Annotated in this window: 18 protein-coding genes, 1 tRNA gene and 1 pseudogene; 10 read left to right on the top strand and 10 right to left on the bottom strand. The window is 68.5% G+C overall.

What is annotated here, in order from left to right; genetic code table 11:
• Positions 1 to 198 precede the first annotated feature (198 nt).
• Complete coding sequence (locus ACT3UL_RS18955) at positions 199 to 720, bottom strand: NUDIX domain-containing protein (RefSeq protein WP_444579961.1); 522 nt, start codon at positions 718 to 720, stop codon at positions 199 to 201.
• Between the two features lie 98 nt (positions 721 to 818).
• On the opposite strand from ACT3UL_RS18955, the gene ACT3UL_RS18950 reads away from it, so the two are divergent.
• Positions 819 to 1,118, top strand: a complete 300-nt coding sequence (locus ACT3UL_RS18950; protein ID WP_444579960.1) for a hypothetical protein — start codon at positions 819 to 821, stop codon at positions 1,116 to 1,118.
• Between the two features lie 12 nt (positions 1,119 to 1,130).
• Positions 1,131 to 1,352, top strand: a pseudogene (locus tag ACT3UL_RS18945) (HAD family hydrolase); the annotation flags it as partial.
• 10 nt (positions 1,353 to 1,362) lie between these two features.
• On the opposite strand, the gene ACT3UL_RS18940 reads toward ACT3UL_RS18945, so the two are convergent.
• Positions 1,363 to 1,497 carry a hypothetical protein gene (locus ACT3UL_RS18940; protein WP_264298789.1) on the bottom strand — a complete coding sequence of 45 codons (135 nt, stop codon included), beginning with the start codon at positions 1,495 to 1,497 and terminating at the stop codon, positions 1,363 to 1,365.
• Positions 1,498 to 1,826: 329 nt separating this feature from the next.
• On the opposite strand from ACT3UL_RS18940, the gene ACT3UL_RS18935 reads away from it, so the two are divergent.
• Both ACT3UL_RS18935 and ACT3UL_RS18930 read left to right on the top strand, forming a co-directional pair.
• The gene (locus ACT3UL_RS18935) at positions 1,827 to 2,039 is read left to right on the top strand and encodes a hypothetical protein (protein WP_444579959.1); all 213 of its coding nucleotides are present in this window, start codon (positions 1,827 to 1,829) and stop codon (positions 2,037 to 2,039) included.
• A 1,383-nt stretch (positions 2,040 to 3,422) separates the two neighbouring features.
• Positions 3,423 to 3,674, top strand: a complete 252-nt coding sequence (locus ACT3UL_RS18930) for a hypothetical protein (protein WP_444579958.1) — start codon at positions 3,423 to 3,425, stop codon at positions 3,672 to 3,674.
• Between the two features lie 213 nt (positions 3,675 to 3,887).
• Here the strand turns inward: ACT3UL_RS18930 and ACT3UL_RS18925 are convergent, their stop codons facing one another.
• From ACT3UL_RS18925 to ACT3UL_RS18910, 4 genes are all read right to left on the bottom strand, one after another.
• The gene (locus ACT3UL_RS18925; RefSeq protein ID WP_444579957.1) at positions 3,888 to 4,085 is read right to left on the bottom strand and encodes a hypothetical protein; all 198 of its coding nucleotides are present in this window, start codon (positions 4,083 to 4,085) and stop codon (positions 3,888 to 3,890) included.
• A 952-nt stretch (positions 4,086 to 5,037) separates the two neighbouring features.
• A tRNA-Lys gene (locus tag ACT3UL_RS18920) sits at positions 5,038 to 5,110 on the bottom strand.
• 26 nt (positions 5,111 to 5,136) lie between these two features.
• On the bottom strand, positions 5,137 to 6,165 hold the full coding sequence (locus ACT3UL_RS18915; protein WP_444579956.1) for an acyltransferase family protein: 1,029 nt from the start codon (positions 6,163 to 6,165) through the stop codon (positions 5,137 to 5,139).
• A 200-nt stretch (positions 6,166 to 6,365) separates the two neighbouring features.
• Entirely contained in the window at positions 6,366 to 7,874 is a 1,509-nt protein-coding gene (locus ACT3UL_RS18910) for an alanine/glycine:cation symporter family protein (RefSeq protein WP_444579955.1), read from the bottom strand.
• A gap of 424 nt (positions 7,875 to 8,298) precedes the next feature.
• On the opposite strand from ACT3UL_RS18910, the gene ectA reads away from it, so the two are divergent.
• From ectA to ACT3UL_RS18895, 3 genes are all read left to right on the top strand, one after another.
• Complete coding sequence (gene ectA, locus ACT3UL_RS18905) at positions 8,299 to 8,772, top strand: diaminobutyrate acetyltransferase (protein WP_444579962.1); 474 nt, start codon at positions 8,299 to 8,301, stop codon at positions 8,770 to 8,772.
• A gap of 118 nt (positions 8,773 to 8,890) precedes the next feature.
• Positions 8,891 to 10,162 (top strand): diaminobutyrate--2-oxoglutarate transaminase, encoded by a 1,272-nt coding sequence (gene ectB / locus ACT3UL_RS18900; RefSeq protein WP_444579954.1) that lies wholly within the window; start codon positions 8,891 to 8,893, stop codon positions 10,160 to 10,162.
• A gap of 105 nt (positions 10,163 to 10,267) precedes the next feature.
• Positions 10,268 to 10,660: an ectoine synthase gene (locus ACT3UL_RS18895; protein ID WP_444579953.1), complete on the top strand. Its 393-nt coding sequence runs from the start codon at positions 10,268 to 10,270 to the stop codon at positions 10,658 to 10,660.
• Positions 10,661 to 10,862: 202 nt separating this feature from the next.
• Here ACT3UL_RS18895 and ACT3UL_RS18890 read toward each other — a convergent pair whose 3' ends face one another.
• Positions 10,863 to 11,225 carry a GRAM domain-containing protein gene (locus tag ACT3UL_RS18890; protein WP_444579952.1) on the bottom strand — a complete coding sequence of 121 codons (363 nt, stop codon included), beginning with the start codon at positions 11,223 to 11,225 and terminating at the stop codon, positions 10,863 to 10,865.
• Positions 11,222 to 11,818 (bottom strand): hypothetical protein, encoded by a 597-nt coding sequence (locus ACT3UL_RS18885; protein WP_444579951.1) that lies wholly within the window; start codon positions 11,816 to 11,818, stop codon positions 11,222 to 11,224. The genes ACT3UL_RS18890 and ACT3UL_RS18885 overlap by 4 nt, the downstream gene beginning before the upstream one ends.
• Before the next feature lie 139 nt (positions 11,819 to 11,957).
• Between ACT3UL_RS18885 and ACT3UL_RS18880 the strand changes: the two genes are divergently transcribed.
• Positions 11,958 to 12,611 carry an IMPACT family protein gene (locus ACT3UL_RS18880; RefSeq protein ID WP_444579950.1) on the top strand — a complete coding sequence of 218 codons (654 nt, stop codon included), beginning with the start codon at positions 11,958 to 11,960 and terminating at the stop codon, positions 12,609 to 12,611.
• 94 nt (positions 12,612 to 12,705) lie between these two features.
• Here the strand turns inward: ACT3UL_RS18880 and ACT3UL_RS18875 are convergent, their stop codons facing one another.
• Complete coding sequence (locus ACT3UL_RS18875) at positions 12,706 to 12,990, bottom strand: GlsB/YeaQ/YmgE family stress response membrane protein (protein ID WP_444579949.1); 285 nt, start codon at positions 12,988 to 12,990, stop codon at positions 12,706 to 12,708.
• Between the two features lie 271 nt (positions 12,991 to 13,261).
• Between ACT3UL_RS18875 and ACT3UL_RS18870 the strand changes: the two genes are divergently transcribed.
• Positions 13,262 to 17,149, top strand: coding sequence for a Pls/PosA family non-ribosomal peptide synthetase (locus tag ACT3UL_RS18870; RefSeq protein ID WP_444579948.1), 3,888 nt, complete (start codon positions 13,262 to 13,264; stop codon positions 17,147 to 17,149).
• Complete coding sequence (locus ACT3UL_RS18865) at positions 17,146 to 18,477, top strand: M1 family metallopeptidase (protein ID WP_444579947.1); 1,332 nt, start codon at positions 17,146 to 17,148, stop codon at positions 18,475 to 18,477. Before ACT3UL_RS18870 ends, ACT3UL_RS18865 begins: the two co-directional genes overlap by 4 nt.
• Positions 18,478 to 18,526: 49 nt before the next feature.
• Here ACT3UL_RS18865 and ACT3UL_RS18860 read toward each other — a convergent pair.
• Positions 18,527 to 19,172, bottom strand: a 646-nt coding sequence (locus tag ACT3UL_RS18860; protein ID WP_444579946.1) for a 4'-phosphopantetheinyl transferase family protein, incomplete at its 5' end; no start/stop codon positions are given.

The raw sequence follows: 19,172 nt of genomic DNA, 5'->3' as shown, positions 1-19,172 counted from the left end.
GAGCGCGGGGAAGCGGATGCGGCGCGCCATGGCCATTCACGACTCTGGGCGAGCAGTGACGGCGAAGGTCATGCGTCGAGGCAACCAGGTACGGCCTCAGTTCGACCCTTGTGGCGGTGCTTCCAGCTCGCCCGGCCCCTCGCGGGGGAAGGAAGCTCACGTCGAGAGTGTGGAGCTCTCCCTGGCTTATCGACGACGTCATCCCCGGCTGGAGCCTGTAGACCCCTCATCGCGATCGAACTCCGCGAGACCGCCCCGGTCCAAGGACTCCAGTCCTGACTGGACGAACCGGAATGCCAGTGGACTCAGCAGCCGATGCATCTCCGCGTCCTCCAACCAGGCGGCACTGCGAATCTCGTCGTTCGCCAGGTCGAGGCTGTCGATCGTGGACGGGCCCAGCGAGGCTTCATAGACGAACGCCAGCGCCCCGTGCGGGTCATCCGCTCCCGGTTCGATGTGCCCCACGGCGAGCAGTCTGCCGAGATCGATCGAGACACCCAGCTCTTCTCGGCACTCGCGGAGACAAGCCTCTGATGGCGACTCGCCCTGCTCCACGGTGCCGCCCGGAAGATGCCAGGTGCTCTTGTAGGTGGGCTCGACGCACAGCACCCTCCGGTCCTCATCGACGACCAAGGCGCTGGTGATCACCCGCTTCCGCGGCAGACCCGCCAGGTACTCGGCATGCGGCACCATCGACGCGGGCGGCAGACGGTGCACCATGGTCCCGAGGATATGTCGGCGCGCCTCACGAACGGCAGCATCGTCGGCCGGTCCTGGCCCATCCACGACGAGGCACGCGTGGTCCGTAGGCTGTGGCCGTGCCCCTTGCGATATTCGATCTGGACGGAACCCTCGTGGACCAGGCGGGCGCCGCGCGGACTTGGACACGCGGGTTCGCGAAGGCATGGAGCCTCGATGAGCAGGATGCGGGCGACATCGCCGCAGCGTTGACCCAGCGCCGCCCGAAGGGCGAGGTCTTCTCCCTGATCATCCAGCGCTTCGGACTTCCCGTGACTCCCGACGTCGTCTGGAGCGACTATCGCGCCCAGATGCCGGGTCTCGTCCGCTGCACTGATGCCGACCGGTCAGCGCTGCAGGATCTCCGGGACGCCGGGTGACGGCTCGGATTCGTCACCAACGGCATGGCCGATAACCAGGAGAGCAAGATCCGGAGCACGGGACTCGCGGATCTCGTGGACGGATGGGTCATCTCCTCCGAGTTCGGACGCCGCAAACCAGACCCGGATATCTTCCGCGAGGTCGCCCGACGACTCGCGTGCCCTCTCGACGGATGGATGGTGGGCGACAGCCTCGACATCGACGTGGCAGGAGGGCTGACTGCAGGTCTCAAGACTGCGTGGATCACGTCGACGCCAGCAGCAGATCCTCGTCCCGCTCCCACAGTACGTCGAGCTGTCCGGAGGCCTTCAACTGCTCGACCAGGTCCTGGCCGGAGGGCTCACCGCCCGGCTGCTGCTTCTCGTTCGTCATGGTCATGATTCTTACCGTTCCTCTCAGTACGGCTTACACAGACCATCTGACACGCCCACGCGTGGACGATTTCGACGGTGACGCCGAGGTGCTCTGCGATCGCACCTGCCGACTGGTGTTCCGCCTCAGCGTCGGCGTAGTCCTCGTCGGGGATCAGGAGCCGTGCAGCCCAACGCCACGCGCTGCGCCCCACCGGCCGCGTACAGAGCGCGTCCCCGTAGTGATCGTGTGCGAGCTCGAGGACCAGCAAGCCGACCGCGACGCACGACGACAAGGACGGGGAGCCGCCCAATATGTACCATTGTCGCGGCCGTACGCAATTGCGAGGAGGACAGTTGGACTGGAAGAAACTCGTCCTGGGGGCCGTCAGGATTCTGGTGTCCCTGATTATCGTCTGGTTCGGAATCACCTGGGCCACGTCCGGCGTCTCGCTATCGCAGAGCGTACTGATCGGTGGGATCGTCGCGGTGCTGGGCATCATCCGGCTCGGGGATGCCGCACGACAGCTCTTCACCGCCACAGACACCCGAGCAGCCAGCAACCGCTGACCAGCCGAGAACAACACCAGTCGACGACGACATGACAGCGCCCACCTCTCAGCTAAGGCTGGGAGGTGGGGCGCTTTCGTCATAGGTGACGTCGGCTGGCGCGTCGCGTCCGCAGTCGCTCCACTAGTCACTGCCCTGCACGGTCTCAAACCGAGTGACGCGCTTCGCCATGCATTGCTCCCTCAGAGCGCTCTCGGTGTACGCGAACAGTGTCTCCGTGCGCTTGAACCCTCTGCGGTGGATCGTCGCTGTCCATGTGAACGAGTTGCCACCCGAGGCGGGAGCTTCGATCACGGCGTAAGTCTCGGATGCTGTCTTGCCAGTCATAGGAGTCTCCTTGGTCAGGATCAAGAGGACATCTGACCCAAGAGATTGTTCGGAGCGACGACACGATCAGATTGGCGAGAGGCCCTGCCGGCAGGTGCGCCGATGAGCCACCAGACAGGCGATGCCCGGCAAGGCGTCACCGTCGGTCTTGCTCAAAGCACGAGATGATCGCGGTCGGACCGGCCCGATACCAAACGGTTACCAGTTGCACCTGAAGGAGCGCGCGGGCGCCGATACGGTTGACCAGTCGGTCTCGCGCTGCTGAACACTTCGCGATCGATGCTCTCAGAAACGCCCCCATCTTCCTCCGGGAAGGTGGGGGCGCCTTCGCACGCCTATAGGTCAGATTCACGATGGTCAAAGCTTGTAGTATTTCCTGGTCACCCCGCCTCTTCCTGCAGTGCCAGACGGGGGCGACCCCCTGGGAAGGGGAGCCTCCATCCCTTTACGGCGGGATGGAGGCACTTCTATGCCCGGGCCCGCTGGTGACGGCCGGCCGGCGGGTACGATCGCCACATGGCACTGGCTCACATCGTTCTACTGGTCGCGTTCATCGCCTTGGCGGTGGCCGTCGTCGCCGGGATCGGAGTGTTGTTGGCTGCGGGCGCTGGAATGCTTCTCGACACGCCAAATTCTGACGCACGCCGCCGGTAGGACCCGGGCTCACGAGACGTCGTGCTGACTCCTGGCCTGGGACCTGCCTACTCGGCGTCCTGCATCATGACGAATCTGGTGACACCCCGAGCTTGGCAACGCTTCTTCAAGCTCTCCTCGCAGTACGACTCGATCATCTCCGTACGCTTGCACCCCTTGTAGTGAATGTGCGCGGTCTAGATGAAGGTCAGACTGTCTGGAGCGGGCGGTTCGATCACGGCATACGTGTCGGGAGCAGTTCAACTAGTCATGGGTCTCCTCTTTGAGTGGCCCAAAATAAGCAGATCCACCATGCTGCCGACTACCACCACCCTACCCCTCTGACCTGCAACGGGCTAGAAAACTTCTAGGACTGTGCAGTAAAATTTGGTTATTGTCGAAACTGACCAAAGGGCGAATCTGGTGAGCACCGAGAGTGAACGAATTGAAGCAACGGTATGGCTCGAGTCCAACAGTCCGGACCTCACCTCGCAGCAGTGCGCGAAGTTCCTTTCTGCCGTCGACGCCTACTACGAAGTGGATCCCGTCGCGGAACGAACCGCGGGCCCGCTCGGCTGCATCCGGCAGGACGAGAGCAAGTTCGCTGAGATCCTCCGCAAGGTCCTCGGCGAGGTGCCGCCGTCGCCCCCAAGCCCCCCTCTCGATCTCCCGTGACGCGCGGAACACCCACCTGCTCAAAGGATGGGCACTTCCGCATGTCGAGACCCAGTTGGAAATAACTGCTTCGCCTAGCTAAGCTGTTGCGTGCGGCCTCGCGGTGTCCTCGAAACCCATGGCGAGGCCGCGCCCCTCTGAGGAGAGGGAACGAGAAGCGCCCCACCCTCAGCTTCGGCTGGGAGGTGGGGCGCTTTCGTTATGCCAGGGACCTCAGCCCTTGAAGTGCTTGTCGACGATGTTCCAGTACTTCTCAGGGTCGAGTTCGTCTGCACCTGCGGCCACAGTCTGCTCGTGCACCTCGGTAGCGATCGCGTCGAGGTCGTAATCCTCGAGCCGATGAGACACCCCGGGATCCTGTCGGTTCTCGATCACGGTTCTGATGACCTCAACGAGCTTGTCGTGCTCCATCCGCACTCCTTAGATTGGCTATCGATGATGCGGATTCTAGCGCGGCTCCAACCCTCCAGCACCGCCGCTGCCCCGACCAGTCGATCGGGTGCTCCCCAGCTACTGCATCTAGTCTCTGGGACGCGGCTTCGTTACGTCGTGAAACCCATGGCGAGGCCGCACCCCTCTGAGGAGAGGGAAGGAGAAGCGCCCCCACCTACCTGACTACTCGCAGGGCGAGGGGGCGCTCTCTTCATGTCCTGGATGTTTCCCGCCGTTTGGCAGTCCTTGATCGTACGAGCGTCGCCACGCCGAGGCACGCCAGCGCGATCAGCGCCGAGACTCCGACGATGTGCCACATAGTCCACGCGGCAAGCCATTCGTCCGGCAGGATCAGCTTCGCTATGAGTTGCGTCGCAACCAGCGCATCGCGACGGTCAGGGCTTCGTGCAGGGAGACTTGTCGTTTCTTCTCGCTCATGACTCGACGCTACGGCCGCCTTCGTTGGCAGCGACATGGCTGAGAGTCGAGGGCCGCTCCCCACGAAAGTACGCCCCCACTCTCCCAGGGGAGGGTGGGCGCTTTCGTCATACCCAGGGCGCTCCGTCGCGCCCCCCGTACTCGTTCGGTACCGCGATCGCGCCCGAGCAGCCGAGCGTCCGCACCGTGTGGCAGGCCCGACACGGCCACGCGGGGCGGCCGCCGCCGGTCGCGCCGGCGAACTGGCGGAACTGGAAGCTGACGCACGCGCCAGACTCGCCGCATTCGCATGGGCCGGGGTCGGGGTAGGTCCAGCCGTGGCGGGTTCGGATCAGGTCCATGGGGAGAGTGTGCGCCGCGGGCGGGACAGTCTGGATTTCGGACTGCACTAGCCCTGGGCTATACCCCAGCTAGGACTCGTCCGAGAGTGCGGATGTGGCACCACATGGGCACGACATCCGCCTCTCGTCTCCCCAGAACTCTCTCTGACCAGTGGGCCCGGCGGGGATCGAACCCGCGACCCGCGGATTAAAAGTCCGATGCTCTGCCGACTGAGCTACAGGCCCGCGCCCGCTGAGCGAGCCAGACCATCCTACCTGTGCGCGGCGGCGCTCGAGAACGCCGGACGCGGCGCACGGGCCTGCTCTTGGCGCGCCGGCGCGGGACGCCGGGCCGGCCAGGCATACAGGATTCCCGTCGTCGGCCGGATCAGGATCGCGAGCACGCAGATCCCGGTCGTCACCAGGTAGAACAGCAGGTAGCTCGCCGCGCTCGGCGGCACGTCCAGGTGGCGGCAGAGGAGCTCGATCACGGGGAGGTGCACGAGGTAGGCGACGATCGAGTGGCGGCCCAGCCACTCCACGGGACGGGTGAGCCGCATCCGCGGGAGACGCTGCGCGAGTCCTATCGCGGCGATCACGGACACCAGCACGACGACCTGAGTCACCACGGGGACCGACGGCTCGGCATCGCTCAGCGCCGCCCACAGCGCCCAGGCCGCCGCGAGACCCAGGGCAGGGACCAGCAGGGCGAGCGGGATCGTGCGCGCGGTGAGCACGTTCCGCAGCGCCGCCCCGGCGAAGAAGTACACCGCGTAGTAGATGAACTTGTCCGGCCGCGGCCCGTCGACGTCGTGCTCGATGCCGAGCAGGGGCAGGGCCGTCCAGACGGCGACGCTCGCCAGGGCGATCCATCCCGGCGGGACCCAGCGGACGAGGAGCCCGATCACGTAGTACAGGAACAGCGCCATGAGGAACCACGTGTACATGCCGTTGATCCACCACAGCGGATCGGCGCCGTTGCTCCATCCCAGGATCGGCAGCATGATCGCCGACCACAGCAGCCACGGCCACAGCAGGCTGCGCACCTTGCCCACGAGGTAGCGGCCGGCCGGCTTCTCGAGCGATCTCGCCAGCAGCATCCCGGAGGCGAACAGCAGCGCCGGCATCCGGAACGGCGCGAGCGCCTCGGACAGCTCGACCATCGCCCAGGGGGCGGAACCGTCCCAGACCTGCTGGACGAGGCGGAGGTGGTGGGCGATCACGAGGAGGATCGCGCCACCGCGAAGCAGGTCCCTCCAGTGCTGTCGCTCAGACGCAGCGGGCGGCATCGGAGAATTCATCGCGCCAGAGCGTAGGGGGCCGAGGACGCTCCGGAGTGAACAGCGGAGGAACTCGACGTGCAGATCGGGTGCGGGATCCGTCCCGCACCCGATTTGTGCTGTTCACCCGTCGGCGCCCGACGGCCAACACTCTGCAGCCAGCACCCACCTGCCGACGCACAGTGGGCGACGCTCAGCGGGCGACGCTCAGCGGCCGATGCTCAGTGAGCGGAGTCCAGCTCTCGCTGCTCCTGGTAGTCGCAGACGTCCTCGTCGACCCAGACCTCGACGTTCTTGATCTCGGGAAGGTCCGAGGCCAGGAAGATGGGGTCCAGGCCCTGGGCGCGCTGGGCGTTGTAGTGGCGCAGCAGCTTGAACGCCGTGGGTGCCAGGAACGCGATCACCACGAGGTTGATCAGGGCGATGAACACCATGGACACGCCGGCGATGGTCCAGGCGAGGTCCACGGCGATCACGGAGCCGATGAACACCAGCACGGTCACGGCGGCGCCGAAGGCGATGTGCCAGCCGCGCTTGGAGGTGATGAAGTGCATGTTCGCCTCGCCGTAGGAGAAGTTCCCCAGCACCGAGGTGAACGCGAGCAGGAACATGATCACTGCGAGCAGGATCGCGGCCCAGCCGCCGAGGTTGTCGGTGAGCGACTGCTGCACCATCACCAGGCCCTCGTCGCCCATGGAGACGTCCGGGAAGGCGACCAGCACGATGAACGCGGTGATCGAGCAGATCAGGATCGTGTCGAAGTAGACGCCGAGCGTCTGCACCAGGCCCTGCTTGACCGGGTGGCTGACCGAGGCGGTGGCAGCGACGTTGGGGACCGAGCCCATGCCGGCCTCGTTGGAGAGCATGCCGCGCTGGACGCCGTTGACGATGACGGCACCGATGCCGCCGCCGATCGCGGCCTGGGGGCTGAAGGCCTCGGTGACGATCTGGGTGATGACGCGGGGCAGCTCGCCGACGTTCATGCCCACGATGATGATCCCGAGCAGCAGGTAGATCGCCGCCATGATCGGAACCATGTTCTGGGCGACGCTGGCCACGCGGCGCATCCCGCCGAAGACGATCACGCCGGTGAGCACGGCCAGCAGCACGCCGAGCACGATGGGCAGCCACGGCAGACCCTCAGGATCGGTGTAGACGGCGACGGCCCCGGAGAAGGCATCCACGATCGTGTTGGCCTGCAGCGAGGTGAAGGCGAACGCGAAGCAGAAGATGAACAGCACCGCGAAGAACAGACCGAACTTCCGACTGCCCAGACCACGGGCGATGTAGAACGCCGGGCCACCCTTGTAGGTATCCGCGGCGCGGGTCTTCCACAGCTGCGCGAGCGTGGACTCGATGAAGCTTGCGGCACCCGTGAGCAGGCACATCACCCACATCCACAGCACCGCGCCCGGACCGCCGAGGAAGATCGCCCCGGCCACACCGGAGATGTTCCCGGTGCCCACACGGGCTGCGGCGGAAACGGAGAACGCCTGGAAGGCGCTGAGGGACTTGGTGCGCTCGGAGCGCCCCCTGCCCTCGCCGACCTCCTCCCGCTGGGCCTTCTGGGTGATCGCTCCGAACATCGCCGGGATCATCCGGAACTGGACGCCCTTGGAGCGGATCGTGAAGTACAGACCGAGCACCACGACCACGGGCATGCCGGCCCAGGTCCAGAGCCAGCCCTCCGCGTTTCCGAGGAACTCGTTGAGTGAATCGAGGGGGTTCATGACCTAGACGGTACCGAGGCCCTCTCGCCGGCGCGGCAGGTCTCCATGATCGAGACACCCGTGGGGGCCCTTGCCATCCCCGCGCGCGAGAGCGGGCCCCGAGGGCCAGGCAGTGATGCACCCCACACCAACTCCGGTCGACCCCCTGAAAAGCGCCCTGAACTGCGAACAAACCCGCTGGTCGCCACGCATGACCCCGGGTTGTCGGACAATCCGGAGATCGAAGGACTGACGGTCACGTTTGCGTCACGACACTCCGAGGAAGGTGCGTTGCACCACGGCACGGGCTCCACATTTGTCGCTGCTCTCGATAGCGTTGGTGAGCGTTATGGGCCAACTGACGACAAGTTCCGACGACCACCCTTCACCTCGAAGTACGACACGATCTGCTGCTGAGACTGCTGCTGAGAGCTCCGATCCGGAGATCATCACCCCCATCCATCGCCACGGCGCCGAGATGTGGCGCGTGGCCCGCGACAGCGGGACGCTGGATCTGAACACGTCCTACGCCTACCTCCTGCTCGCACGGGACTTCGCACAGACCTCCCGTGTCGCCGTCCACGACGGCGCGGTCGTCGGCTTCGTCATCGGTTACCTGCGACCCACCGACCCCGACTGCCTGTTCATCTGGCAGATCGCCGTGGACGAGTCGATGCGCGGCCGCCAGGTCGCCCGCCGGATGCTCGATGCACTGCTCGAGGACCTGACCCACGTGCGCACCCTGGAGACCACCATCACCGAGGACAACGCCGCGTCCCAGCGGCTGTTCGCCTCCTTCGCCGAGCGTCACGGCGCCGACCATCGCATCGAGCCGCTCTTCGAGGAGACCGACTTCCCGGACGCCGGACACGGGGCCGAGCTGCTCCATGTGATCGGAGAGCTGCACACCGGCTCCTGACCCCACCCCGTCGCACGACCCGTCGACACGGGCGCTCCGGCGCGCCCGGAGACCGCGCCCGAAGACCAAGTCCACCCGGACACCCAGACCATCTGCACACCTCACCTAGGGAGACACCATGACTGCGATCGCCCCCATCAACTCCACCTCGCTCGAGTCCGAGGTCCGCAGCTACTCGCGCAGCTGGCCCGTGAGCTTCACGCACGCCAAGGGCTCCACGCTCGTCGCCGAGGACGGCCGCGAGTACACCGACTTCTTCGCCGGCGCCGGCACCCTGAACTACGGCCACAACCACCCCGAGCTGAAGAAGGTCGTCATCGACCACTTCCTCGAGGACCGCATCGTGCACGGCCTGGACATGTTCACCGATGTGCGCAGCCGCTTCCTGGAGACCTTCAACGATCTGATCCTGGCCCCGCGCGATCTCGACTACAAGGTTGCCTTCCCCGGCCCGGGCGGTGCGAACGCCGTCGAGGCCGCGCTGAAGCTCGCCCGCAAGGTCACCGGCCGCGAGTCGGTCGTGAACTTCACCAACGCCTTCCACGGCATGACGCTGGGCGCCCTGTCGGTCACCGGCAACTCGCTCAAGCGCGGCGGCGCCGGCATCCCGCTGGTGCACGCCACCCCGATGCCCTTCGACGACTACTTCGGCCAGGTCGTCCCGGACTTCATGTACCTCGAGCGTCTGCTCACCGACGGCGGCAGCGGCCTGAACAAGCCCGCCGCCGTGATCGTCGAGACGGTCCAGGGCGAGGGCGGCATCAACGCGGCCCGCGCCGAGTGGCTGCGCGGCCTCGCCGACCTGTGCAAGGTCCACGACATCCTGCTGATCGTCGACGACATCCAGATGGGCTGCGGCCGCACGGGCGGCTTCTTCAGCTTCGAGGAGGCGGGCATCAAGCCCGACATCGTCACGCTGTCGAAGTCCATCAGCGGCTACGGCATGCCCCTCGCGCTGACCCTCCTCAAGCCCGAGCTGGACATCTGGGAGCCGGGCGAGCACAACGGCACCTTCCGCGGCTTCGGCCCCGCGTTCGCCTCCGGCGCCAAGGCCTTCGAGCTGTTCTGGAGCGATGACGAGCTCGAGAAGTCCACCATCGCCAAGGGCGCCTACATCGAGAGCCGCTTCAATCAGATCGCCGCCCGTCACGCCGATCAGCACGAGCTGATCGTCAAGGGCCGCGGCCTCGCCCGCGGTCTGCAGCTGCCCACCGGCGAGCAGGCCGGCAAGGTCACCTCGCGCGCCTTCGAGGAGGGCCTGCTGGTGGAGACCTCCGGTCCGTCCGACGAGGTCGTCAAGCTGCTCCCCGCACTCACCATCCCCGATGAGCAGCTCCGCGACGGACTCGACATCATCGAGACCGCCATCGACGAGGCGCTGTCCGCCTGATCCCCCAGTACCCGTCGGCCCGTTCCCGTCCAGGGACGGGCCGACGTCCCTGAGCGCACGCTCAGGTGCAGGACCCACAGACCATCCACGGAGAGGACCACCCCCATGCTCGTTCGCACCCTTGCAGAGGTCGAAGGCACCGACGCCGACATCCAGTCGGAGAACTGGCGCTCCAAGCGCATCATCCTGGCCAAGGAGGGCGTGGGCTTCTCGGTCCACGAGACCACCCTGTACGCCGGGACCGAGAGCTACTTCTGGTACGCGAACCACATCGAGGCCGTGTTCATCACCCAGGGTGAGGGCACCATCGAGGACCTCGCCACCGGCGAGACGCATGAGCTCGCCCCGGGCAGCCTCTACCTGCTCAACGACCACGACAAGCACATCGTGCGCCCCCGCACGGAGATCAAGTGCGTGTGCGTGTTCAACCCGCCGGTGACCGGCCGCGAGGTCCACGACGAGAACGGCGTGTACCCGCTGGTGACCGAGGACGCCTGAGTCCTCACCCATCGCCGTCGCGCATCGCGGCACAGTGAGAGCGCAGCGACCTCCCCCAGCGGCTGACTAGCTGCAGGGCCGAGTGATTGCGTGACTGGACTGGCCCAGCGACTGCGTGGCTGAGTGGCTGTGCGAGAGGGGCCCACCGGGAGCAGAAATGCTCCGGGTGGGCCCCTCGCGTCATGACCGGTGACCGGTCAGGTCAGCCGACGCGCACTCCCCCGCCGCGTGCTGCGTCGATCGCCACGATCCACGCGGAGCGCCCGGTCACGACGAAGCTCTGCCGCGACCCGTCGGCCAGCGTCACCTCCACCGAGTTCTTCAGCAGCGGAAGCTTCCCGAACACTTTGGTCCAGGCCGGGGCGACGCCGACGACGGCTCCCAGCTCGATCTGCGCCGGCGCGGTCTGCAGATTCAGGGCATGGGGCCGGAACACCAGGCGCGAAGTGGTCAGGAACAGCCTCCCGCCGACGGCCTCGGCGCCTCGCTGCATGTTCGCGCCGCCGCTCTTCCGCGGCTGCTCGCCGGGCTCCAGCTCGAACGGGAACTTCCGCTCCGTGCTCACGCCGTCACGCGGCGCTTGCGCACGATCAGCAGGATCACGCCGATCGCGAGGAGCACGAACCCGAGGAAACCTCCGCCCACGGCGAGCAGGATGCCGCCGATCGCGCCGAAGATGCCACCGATGGAGACGGGCGGGCCGACGGCGACCGGGGTGCCCGCGCAGTCGACGGTGTACTCGCCGGCCTCGTTCGCGGTGAAGGAGTCGAAGGAATCCCACTGCTTGCCGTCGATCGCGGTCGAACTGGTCTGGATGGTGCCCTCGCCCGGGGCCTCACCGGACGGGGACAGGATCTCGCAGGCCGGTGCGTCCGTTCCCGCTTCGGCGTAGAGCTGCAGCGAGTCGCCCTGTTCGGCCGTGATCGAGGCGGAGCCGCTGTCGAAGACCTCGATGTCGCCGATCCCGCCGGCGGTCGCACGGATCCCGATGATCGCGATCACGGCCCCGATGATGACGGCCAGCGCCAGGATGATGCTGCCGAGGATGATGAGGATCTTCGGGGCCTTCCCGGCTCCCTGTCGCTGCGGGGGCTGGCCCAGGTTCTGGCCGGGCTGCGGTCCGGGAGACGGGTAGGGCGAGGAGATTGGAGCGGTCAAAGGGTCCTCCAGGACGTATCGGTTGGCTGCCGCGATGCGGCCCGGTGCCAGCGTAATGCCCCGGCGACAGGCGACGGCGGCGGTCATCGGACCCACCCGGACAGGACCGGGCTGGACGCGCCCACCTAGACTCGGCCCCATGCCCGAACCCCTCGTCCTCGCCGCCGATGTCGAGACGGAGCTGGTCGAGAAGCGCTCCCGGTTCCTCACCCGCCTGCATCGGGTGGAGTCCCTCGAGGAGGTCGACGCCCTGGTCCGGGCCGCACGCCGCGAGCATCCCGATGCCCGCCACCACTGCACCGCCCTCGTGATCGGCGAGACCGCACAGTCCGCCGAGGTCAACCGCTCCAGCGACGACGGCGAACCGTCGGGGACCGCCGGGATGCCGATGCTGCAGTCGCTGCTGCATGCCGGGCTCGTCGACACCCTCGCGATCGTCATCCGCTATTTCGGCGGGGTGAAGCTGGGAGCCGGCGGGCTGGTGCGCGCCTATACCGCCGGGGTCGAGCAGGCCGTCTCCGCAGCGACTCTGCTGCGTCGCACCGAGCTGGTCGTCGCCGAGCTCGACGTGCCGCTCGCCGAAGTGGGCATCGCGGAGAACGCGGTGCGGATCTGGGCAGGGGCGCACGCCGCCCCGGTGGAGCCCACGACGTACTCCTCCCGGGACGCGACCCTGACTGTGCTGCTCAGCCCCGAGCTCCTCGAGGACCTGCGTGCGGATACCGCACGGTGGTCCTCCGGACGCATCGAGGTGCGCGACGCGGGTCGTCGCACCGCGGACCTTCCCCGCTGACCCGTCCTGCTCCGGCGCGACACCGCCGGACACGACGGCGGCGCCGCCCCGGAGATCCGGGACGGCGCCGCCAGTGTGAAGACGCTGCCTAGGGTCAGGCGCGGTTCTTCGTCGCGAGACCGTAGATGAACATGACGATGAGGGCACCGATCACCGAGAGCACGATGGTCCAGAGGCTCCACGGGTCACTCATGACGCCGCTGATGCCCTTGCTGCCCAGCAGGCCGCCGATGAAGCCGCCGACGATCGCGCCGATGACGCCCAGGACGATGGTCAGACCGAGGCTCATGGCCTGCTTGCCGGGCATGATCGCCCGCGCAATGAGGCCGATGATGCCGCCGATGATGATCCAGGAAATGATTGCCCAGAGAAGTCCCATGATCGGATCTCCTGTCTATGAAGGGGAAGGGAAGTATTACTGCACCCATAGTGTGCACCGTTTTGAACACGTATTGCGGGATGCGAGCATCAACGCAGATCAGACGGACGACCACGCGGTCTATGTGATCTGCACGAGTCGTAGGACATTCCTCGGATGCGACGTCCGGGAAAGGCGAGAATTTTCGACCATCGGCTCGACGTGCGCGGCATCACGTCCAGGACGACGCCCTGGACACCTTCTCGTCACCTCGACGTACGACACTCCCGGGGTGACCCCCGCCCAGTACGGCCTCCTCCCCGAGCTCCTCGCCGCAGATCGGGCCCCCGCCCCGAGCTCCCTCGTCGAGATCTTCCGACGCACCGTCGAGACCTGCGGCGACTCCCTCGCGGTCGACAACGGGATCGACCCGCTGACCTACACGGAGCTCCACGAGGCCGCCTCCGAGCTCGCGGCCCGGCTCGCCACGGTCGGCGTCGGCCCTGGCGACAAGGTCGGCGTGCGCATCAAGTCCGGCACCACCGACCTCTATGTCGCGATCATCGGCATCCTCCTCGCCGGCGGCGCCTACGTGCCCGTCGATGCGGACGACCCCGATGAGCGCGCCCGGGTGGTCTTCGAGGAGTCCGCCGCCGTGGCCCTGGTCGGCAACGACCTGGCCATCACGCCCACCGCCGTCGGCCGCGCCGCCGCCCCCACGCCCCCGCGCGAGGTGCGTCCCGAGGACGACGCCTGGGTGATCTTCACGTCCGGCTCCACGGGCAGGCCCAAGGGCGTCGCCGTCACCCACCGCAACGCCGCCGCCTTCGTGGACGCGGAATCGGCGATGTTCCTCCAGGAGCAGCCGATCGGTCCCGGCGACCGGGTGATGGCCGGGCTCTCCGTCGCCTTCGACGCCAGCTGCGAGGAGATGTGGCTGGCCTGGGCCTATGGCGCCTGCCTGGTCCCCGCGCCGCGATCGCTCGTGCGCTCGGGGGTCGACGTCGGCCCCTGGCTGGTCGCCAACCGCATCACCATCGTCTCCACGGTCCCCACCCTCGTCGCCCTATGGCCCCACGAGGCCCTCGCCGAGGTGCGGCTGCTGATCATGGGAGGTGAGGCCTGCCCGTCCGAGCTCGCCTCCCGACTCCAGGCCGAGGGCCGCGAAGTGTGGAACACCTACGGGCCCACGGAGGCCACCGTCGTCGCGTGCGGTGCACTCCTGGACGGCACCGAGCCGGTGCGGATCGGGCTGCCGCTGGACGGCTGGGACCTCGCCGTCGTGGACCCCGAAGGGCACCCTGTCGGCCCGGGCGAATCCGGCGAGCTGATCATCGGCGGGATCGGGCTGGCCCGCTACCTCGACCCGGAGAAGGATGCCGAGAAGTACGCCGCCATGCCCACGCTGGGCTGGGAGCGGGCCTACCGATCCGGCGACATCGTGCGCAACGACCCCGCCGGGCTCCTGTTCGCCGGCCGCTCCGACGACCAGATCAAGCTCGGTGGCCGACGCATCGAGCTCGGCGAGATCGACGATCAGATGCTGCGACTGCCCGGCGTGGTCTCCGCGGCGGCCGCCGTGCGCTCCACCCGCTCGGGCAACAAGCTGCTGGTCGGGTACCTCACGACCGATGCACGGTACGACGCGGGCGCCGCCAAGCAGCTGCTGCGCGAGCGGATGCCCGCCGCCCTCGTGCCCCGCCTGGCGGTGCTCGACGAGCTCCCCACCCGCACCTCCGGCAAGATCGACCGCGACGCGCTGCCCTGGCCGCTGCCCACCCGGCATGAGCCGGCCGCCGCGCTCGCGGGCACGAGCGCCTGGATCGCGGAGATCTGGGCCGAGGTGCTCGGCGCCGAGGTCACCTCCCCCGCCGATGACTTCTTCGACGCCGGCGGCGGCTCGCTGAGCGCCGCCCAGGTGGTCAGCCGGCTGCGGGAGAAGCATCCCGAGGTCACCGTCGGCGATGTGTACTCCCACCCGTCGATCGCCGGACTCGCCGTTCACCTCGACGCCATGGGCACCACCGTGACCCGCAGCGACCGCACCGTGCGCCCCCTGCGCCGCCGCAGCCAGCTCGCGCAGCTGCTCGCCCTGGTGCCGCTGCGGGCGCTGGCCTCGATGCGCTGGATCACCTGGCTCATGATCGCCTCGAGCCTCGGGACCGCTCTCACCCCGATCCCCTGGCTCACCGCCTTCCCGCTGTGGCTGATGATCGTGATGGGCCTCGTGTTCGTGCTGCCACCGGGCCGGATGGCCCTGGCCGCGGGCCTCGCCCGGCTGCTGCTGCGCGGCGTGACCCCGGGGAGCCACCCCCGCGGCGGCCGGGTCCACCTGCGGCTCTGGCTCGCCGAGAAGGTTCAGGAGGAGCTCGGCGCGGCAGGCCTCGCCGGCACCCCGTTCTTCCTCCCCTACGCCCGCCTGCTGGGCGCACAGATCGGCCGCGACGTCGATCTGCACGCCCTGCCCCCGGTCACCGGGATGCTCACGATCGGGGCGGGCGCCTCGATCGAACCGGAGGTCGACCTCGCCGGCTACTGGATCGACGGCGATCTGCTCCATATCGGGGAGGTGCGGATCGGTAAGCGGGCACGGATCGGCGCTCGCAGCATGCTCAACCCCGGTGCGACGATCGGACGGGAGGCGGAGGTCGCTCCGGGCTCCTCCGTGCTGGGCGAGGTCCCCGCCGGAGAGTTCTGGTCCGGCTCCCCTGCCGAGCACCAGGCCGCCTCGCGCGGCCCCTGGTCCACGGACGCCCCGCCCCGCGGCACCGCCTGGCTGCTCCTGTACGCCCTGGTGGCCGGCGTGATCGCGGCGCTCCCTGCGATCGCGGTGCTCGCCGGAGCGGCCGTGCTCCTGCCGGCGCTGTCCGGCACGCAGAGCCTCGGGCAGGCTCTCGGCGCGGCCCTGCTGCGGCTGCCGCTCGCGGCCCTGGCCGGCTACGCCCTGCTCATCCTCCTGGTGCTCGGACTCACCAGGCTCTTCGGCCTCGCCATCAGCCCCGGCCACCGCCCGGTGCGCTCCCCGTCGGGCCTCGCGATCTGGGGAACGCTCCGGCTCCTCGACGAGGCCCGCACCTGGCTGTTCCCGATCTACTCCGGAGCCCTCACCCCGATCTGGCTGCGGCTGCTCGGCGCCAGGGTGGGCACGGGCGTGGAGGCTTCCACCGTGCTGCTGATCCCCTCCCTGGTCACCGTGAACGACCACGCCTTCCTGGCCGACGACACGTTGATCGGGCCCTATGAGCTCGGCGGCGGATGGATCCGCGTCGAACGGGTCAAGGTCGGCAAGCGGGCGTTCGTGGGCAACTCCGGCATGCTCGCCCCGGGCCGCAAAGTCCCCAAGCAGTCGCTCGTCGCGGTGCTCTCCGCCGCCCCGCGTCGCACCCAGGCCAAGGCCGGGACCTCGTGGCTGGGCAGCCCGCCGCGGAAGCTGCGTCGGGCCCAGGACGAGCAGGACGACAGCCGCACCTACGCGCCCTCGCGACGCCTGCACGTGTATCGCGCCCTGGTCGAGACCCTCCGGGTCGTCCCGATGCTGCTGGCCGTGCTGCTCCGCCTGGGTGTCGGTGTGCTCCTGTACCTGATCCTGCGCACGGGCGAGACCGAGGGCGTGGGGATCCTGCTCGGACTGCTCCTCGGCGGGCCCGTGCTGATCGCCGGCAGCCTCGCCGCCGCCACGGTCACGGTGCTCGCCAAGTGGACGATCGTGGGCCGGCACCGCCCTGGCGACCATGCCCTGTGGACCTCCTTCGTATGGCGCAACGAGCTCGCCGACACCTTCACCGAGGTGCTCGCCGCCCCCTGGTTCGCCCAGGTCACCTCCGGCACCGTCGCCCTGAACGCCTGGCTGCGCCTGCTGGGCGCCCGGATCGGCACGGGGGTGTGGTGCGATTCCTACTGGCTGCCCGAGACGGACCTCGTCGAGCTCGGGGACGGCGCCACCGTCAACCGCGGCTGCGTGGTCCAGACCCACCTCTTCCACGACCGCGTGCTGAGCATGGACACCGTGGGCCTGGGCGCAGGTGCGACGCTGGGGCCGGGCAGCGTGATCCTTCCCGCCGCGTGGATCGACCGCCACGCCACGGTCGGACCCGTCTCGCTGGTCATGCGAGGTGAGAGGGTGCCTTCTGGAACACGCTGGACCGGCAACCCGATCGGTCCCTGGGAGGACGACGCATGAACAGCACGCACTCTTCGCACAACACCGGCAGCGACCCCTATGTGCCCGGACACGGCGACCGGAGCTTCGACGTGCTCCACTACGACCTCTCGCTGGTCTACAAGGTCGACTCGAACCGTCTGGACGGTGACGCCACCCTGCGGTGCCGCGCCGCCTGCGACACCGACGTCCTCCACCTCGACCTCCACGCCCTGCGCCTGCAGAAGGTGCTCGTGGACGGGCGCCCGCAGAAGGTCACCCACCACAAGGACCGCATCGTCCTGAAGCACCCGGTGCGCGAGGGCGACGAGTTCGAGATCCGGGTGCGGTACTCCGGCACGCCGAAGCCGGTGCCGTCACGGCTGCACGGGAGCACCGGCTGGGAGGAGCTGACCGACGGGGTCATCGTCGCCGCGCAGCCCCATGGCGCCCCGTCCTGGTACCCCTGCAACGACCGGCCCGACAACAAGGCGACCTACTCCCTGGCCGTCGCGGTGCCGCCGGGCTATCACGTGGCGACGGCCGGCGAGCAGACCGGGACCCGACGCAGCGGGGCCGCGGTGACCTGGTGCTCCGAGCAGACGGCGCCGATGCCGACCTACCTGGCCACGGTGCAGATCGGCCGGTACGAGGAGACCGAGCAGCGAGGCGCCCCGATCCCCGTGCGCACCATCGCCCCGCCCCAGCAGGACGCCGAGGCGTTCGCGGCCTCCTTCGGCCGGCAGCCGGAGATGATCCGCTGCTTCGTGCGGCTCTTCGGGCCCTACCCGTTCCCCTCCTACACCGCCGTGATCACCGAGGACGAGCTGGAGATCCCCCTCGAGTCGCAGGGACTGTCCACCTTCGGCCAGAACTTCGTGGACTCCGACTGGGAGGCCGTGCGCCTGGTGGCCCACGAGATCTCCCACCAGTGGTTCGGCAATGCGGTGACCCTCGCCCGCTGGCAGGACATCTGGCTGCACGAGGGCTTCGCCTGCTACAGCGAATGGCTCTGGGCCGAGGAGTCCGGCGTCTCGACGGTGCAGGAGCAGGTCGACGAGCATCACGCGAAGCTGGCGGACCTCCCCCAGGACCTCCTGCTCGCCGACCCCGGCGCGGAGCTGATGTTCGACGACCGGATCTACAAGCGCGGCGCCCTGGCCGTGCATGCGCTGAGGGTGCGGGTCGGCGACGCGGCGTTCTTCGAGATCCTCCAGTCCTGGATCGCGGAGAACAGCGGCGGCAATGTCACCACCGAGATGTTCCGCGAGCATGCACAGCGCGTGGCCGGCGAGGATCTCGATGACCTGTTCACGCCCTGGCTGGATACCCTCGAGCTCCCCGCGTGCCCGCGCGGCATCCGCGCCTGAGCCTGCTGCGCCCGACGTTCACGCCGCTCCGACCACGCTGCAGCAGCGGTCACCGGCGGCGGCCGAGGCCTGAGGCCTGGTCGGGGGCTGCGACGAGCAGGCCGTCGCTCGCGACCGCCGCGACGTATCCGGGCGGAGCCGGCACGTCTATCACCTCGTGCTCCGCCAGGACGATCTGCGCCATCGGCACCGCGAGGCCCGTGCCGCGCGCCTTGAGCACGGCCTCCTTGCGGCTCCACATCCGCGCCTGCTCCAGCGCGGTCGTCGCGAGGCCCCGTTCGCTCGGGTGCGCGACGAGCGCCTCGTCCCAGCGCGAGGCGACCGCCCGGATCTCCTCGATGTCCACACCGATCGGACCGCCCGCCCGGCAGGCGGTGGCGAGGTGGGGTCCGGAGCGGGAGAGGCTCACCCCGATCGGCGTCGACAGGGCCGCGACCCGTGCCCAGGGCCGGCCGTGCGCGGCGGAGCCGCAGCGCGGGCAGAGGCGGCCGACGTGGATCGCGGCAGCGGCGTGCGCTCCTGCGCCCGCGTCGGCGTCGGCGTCGGCGTCGGCGTCGGCGTCTGCGTCTGCGTCTGCGTCTGCGTCTGCGTCTGCGTCGCACGATGCGAGCGTGCTGGTGGCCGCACCGAGCAGGTCCGCGATGCGTGCGCGCAGGATGTCGTCGGCGTCCTGCTCGACGGCGTGGAAGCGGACC

The sequence above is a fragment of the Brachybacterium sp. 107 genome (genome assembly GCF_052379725.1).
Lineage (GTDB): Bacteria > Actinomycetota > Actinomycetes > Actinomycetales > Dermabacteraceae > Brachybacterium.
Note: the sequence above shows the minus strand (reverse complement) of the source record. Positions and strands in the feature narration are given on the sequence as shown.